The 3,531-nt window shown below is 52.1% G+C and carries 4 protein-coding genes; 3 read left to right on the top strand and 1 reads right to left on the bottom strand.

Translation table 11 applies throughout. The features are described from left to right. Positions 1 to 131: 131 nt before the first annotated feature. A complete protein-coding gene (locus ACMTNU_RS20255) occupies positions 132 to 452 on the bottom strand; it encodes a hypothetical protein (RefSeq protein ID WP_413937106.1) in 321 nt (106 codons plus the stop codon). 317 nt (positions 453 to 769) lie between these two features. Between ACMTNU_RS20255 and ACMTNU_RS20250 the strand changes: the two genes are divergently transcribed. From ACMTNU_RS20250 to ACMTNU_RS20240, 3 genes are all read left to right on the top strand, one after another. Further along, on the top strand, positions 770 to 1,948 hold the full coding sequence (locus tag ACMTNU_RS20250; protein WP_413937105.1) for an FG-GAP repeat domain-containing protein: 1,179 nt from the start codon (positions 770 to 772) through the stop codon (positions 1,946 to 1,948). A gap of 93 nt (positions 1,949 to 2,041) precedes the next feature. Beyond that, on the top strand, positions 2,042 to 2,248 hold the full coding sequence (locus ACMTNU_RS20245) for a hypothetical protein (protein ID WP_086425700.1): 207 nt from the start codon (positions 2,042 to 2,044) through the stop codon (positions 2,246 to 2,248). A gap of 252 nt (positions 2,249 to 2,500) precedes the next feature. Continuing rightward, positions 2,501 to 3,433 carry a D-alanyl-D-alanine carboxypeptidase family protein gene (locus ACMTNU_RS20240; protein WP_413937104.1) on the top strand — a complete coding sequence of 311 codons (933 nt, stop codon included), beginning with the start codon at positions 2,501 to 2,503 and terminating at the stop codon, positions 3,431 to 3,433. Positions 3,434 to 3,531 lie beyond the last annotated feature (98 nt).

The raw sequence follows: 3,531 nt of genomic DNA, 5'->3' as shown, positions 1-3,531 counted from the left end.
GGAGGTCGGGTCCAATACGGCAACAACCGTGTCCAAGAAATCGTGAGCGGTACAATCCTAGATTCTACAGAAAATCTCACGAGTTGCCAGGCGCCTAGAGAGTGACGCCTGGTTTTGCTTGATGAGCAGTATTAATGTGTTGCCACTTCCTGGGGCCAGAATTTATGGCGGATTTGGGGAAGCGGCTCATTGTCAAAGTTTGGGATATCGTAGAGACATCGGTCGATGGTCGCTACTTCGTCTTCAGTGAGCGGCAAGCTGACTTTCTTTTTCCAGAACTGATCAAGAGTGAAATAGTCCCCGGATTGCGGCTTTTGTGCCAACAACTCCTGCATTTTCTTAAAACCCTCCGTATCAACGCCAGGAACACGTCCCTTGTTTCGATCATGGCACCAGTTGAGCACTTCAGCAATGCCATACATCGTGATATCAACGTTCATCATCTTACTCATAGAGTCCTCCAAGAAATATCCGTTGATCATAACGTAAACAGATCTCAAAATTCAAAGGCCGATGGTGGGTCAAAGGAGATTGCGGGGCCAGATGGGGCATCTGTATACTGGCTCTTTTCCCGGGAGCGCTTGACAGGTCAACCGGTTTTCTATCGGTGTATTGGCCATGCTTGAGTAGTCGTTGTGCAGGGAGGACGGTAAGGCTTTGTCCCTTCCGCTCCTGATCCTTGAGAATCATGTCCCGAGGACTGGACTCTTAGAGTTCCGAACATTCTGGCATGGTATCACTCAAACTGTTTATACAGAAATGACATGTAATGGCATGTGATGCGAAGGAGGCTATCTGTAGTGCGGTGGGACTCTATGTCCTCATGGGAATCGCTTTGTGGGGTTGTTCCAAGGCTGAGCCGTATCTCCCACCTGATCCGTTTTACTATTTTGCGAGTTACCCCGTCGGCAAGAACCCCACGATGATTACAACCGGTGATCTCAATCACGACTCGTTTACCGATCTGATCACGACGAATATTTCGAGCAATACGGTTTCCATCTTACTTGGCAATGGCGACGGCACATTTAAAGGCCAAATGCAGCTTCATGTGTGTCAAGAGCCCCGCGCACTTGCCATGAATGACTTCAATGAAGATGGACATGCTGATGTGGCCTTAGCTTGCTCAGGCGGGGATGAAGTTGCGCTGCTGCTTGGCCGGGGGGACGGAAAATTTGAAGAAGGGGCTCGGTATCCGGTCCATCGCAGCCCAGTGTCACTGGCTGCCGAAGATGTAAACGGTGATCATCATATCGATCTGGCCGTGGCCCTTCGAAACGACAAGGTTAAGGTGTTTCTGGGAAATGGAAAGGGTGAGTTGCGACATGGAGCGCAATATGAGCATGGAGATACCCCGACCTCCGTGGCTCTCTCTGATCTCAACGGTGACGGGAAGATGGATCTGGTCGTCACCAACGGGGGGCCGATGTCCAACGCGGTGTCCGTCTGGCTCGGGAACGGGGATGGGACCTTTCGCGACCCCAAGGACTATTCCACCGGCAGGCGACCTCTGGGTGTGAGTTTCGGCGATTTCAATAACGACCATAATAGCGACCTGTTGGTCATCAATGGGGAAAAGGATAGCTTTACGACTTTTTTAGGAAACGGCAACGCGACGTTTCGACCAGGAAAAGATGCCGGTGCGGATGCCGGACCAAATTTTGGCCTTGCTCGAGATTTTAATGGCGATCAACTGGTGGATGTGGCGATTGTGAATCTCCAATCGAGCGACTTGTCGATTCTATTCGGGAAGGGCGATGGAACCTTTCACTATCCTCCGAGAAACTATCGGACGAAGTCCGGTCCGTTTGCGCTCTCCTCTTTCCGGGTCACTACGACAGGGGAGGAAGAACCAGGCCTCGCCATCGCTGACAACGGAAGTGGCAGCGTGTCTATTTTTCTTCACCGAGGGCTCAAGTCCCTCGCACGGTCTGATCCGAAGGGGTGAGCATCGAGCGATCCTGGTCTATTTCTTGACAGCTTAGGAGCCCTTCGCTAGAGTTGAAAAAGGCCGGAGAGACCACGAGTTACGAGCGGAAGAATGGCGCTTCGATCCTTTGCATGGTGGTTCATGATAGGGGCTCTTCTGACGTTGTCAGTCTTGATGGTCCAGGGTGGGGTTCGCGACTTATGGGAAGGGACCCAGCCTTCCGGGGGGACGAACGTGTTCGTCTATTTTGGCACCACCCTTCTGGGTGGGGGGCTCCTCGCTGGATGTGTCGCACTCATTATGAATCGTATTCGATAACATAGCAGGCCGTCTGTTCCAGCATCCTGTTAGAGAGAGCAGGACATGTATGCAATGCCTCAAGTGCAGGGGGTTTATGATGGTCGAACGCCACTATACCCTCATCAACCGCAGAATCTATGCGCGATGCCTCAACTGCGGATTCTGGATTGATCTGGCCGACCTTCTTCGATTCTTTCACAAAGTTATTGATAGCGGGAGCAAAGGTGGTAAGGTTCGGGAATCATTCATGTTTTAGCGAGGCGGTGGTATTTGGCACGAGCGGATCATATCCGGCCTCCCCTTTGTCCGTGGAACAGCAGACGTGATTTCTATCGGGTAACACTTCTGATCGCATTCTCATTTCTCTGGAATGCCGTCTCCCCCCTTCCTGCCCAGGCGAGAACTCAGCACAGCATTCAGGATGCAGGTCGATCAATCGACTACGCTCCTCACGCGCTCCACTGGAAGCGTATCCCCGCACATAGCATTCTCCTCAAAGAGTTACGATCGGGACGCGTACTCTTTGAACATGACACGGAGAAACGGCTTTCGCCTGCTAGCTTGACCAAGATTATGTCGGCGCTGGTGATTCTCGAGAAAGCCCGGCTCGACGAGCTGGCAACCGTGAGCAAAAATGCCGCGCGGGCGCCGAAGACGCACTTACGGATCAAAGTCGGCGAAGTGTTTCGCCTCGGCGATCTGCTGAAGGCCATGATGATGGTATCAGCGAATGATGCCTGTTTAGCAGCAGTCGAGCATGTGGGTGGTGACGAAGCCCAGTTTGTGTCGTTGATGAATGCCAAGGCAACAGCTCTTGGATTGTCAGATACGCATTTTAGTAACGGATGTGGGTTTGATAACCCTGATCATTATTCAACGGCCGAGGATCTTGCCAAGCTCAGTGTAGTTGCCATGCAAAACGCAACGTTCCGAAATCTAGTGAAAGCTGAGCGTGAGATCATCACACCGGTCAGCGGCTATCGCGCATATGTCTTGCATAATACGAATCGGCTGCTCGGCCGAATTCCCGGCGTGGAAGGTGTGAAGACCGGCTTTACATCCAAGGCAGGCCGTTGCCTGATCGCCAAGGTGTCTCAAAACGGCAGTGATTTGTTGCTTGTTATTTTGAATTCGAATCGTCGATGGACCACCGCAAAGAGCCTGATCGATTACGGGTTTCGTCTGACCAATACCATGCACTAATCGCTGCCCTTCTTGGATCCCACCGGGTCCTTTACCCTGGCTGCCTGGATTCGAGCGACCCCCCTTCCCAATCTAGAGGAGCAAATGATCGCCTCCAA

The organism is Nitrospira sp. BLG_1, assembly GCF_047338595.1.
Lineage (GTDB): Bacteria > Nitrospirota > Nitrospiria > Nitrospirales > Nitrospiraceae > Nitrospira_D.
The sequence above is the reverse complement of the archived record's forward strand: the minus strand, read 5'-3'. Positions and strand labels throughout refer to the sequence as shown.

Coding starts and splice junctions, on each gene's coding strand:
- ACMTNU_RS20255 (WP_413937106.1), bottom strand. CDS start 452: ATGAGTAAGATGATGAACGTTGATATCACGATGTATGGCATTGCTGAA.
- ACMTNU_RS20250 (WP_413937105.1), top strand. CDS start 770: ATGGCATGTGATGCGAAGGAGGCTATCTGTAGTGCGGTGGGACTCTAT.
- ACMTNU_RS20245 (WP_086425700.1), top strand. CDS start 2,042: ATGGCGCTTCGATCCTTTGCATGGTGGTTCATGATAGGGGCTCTTCTG.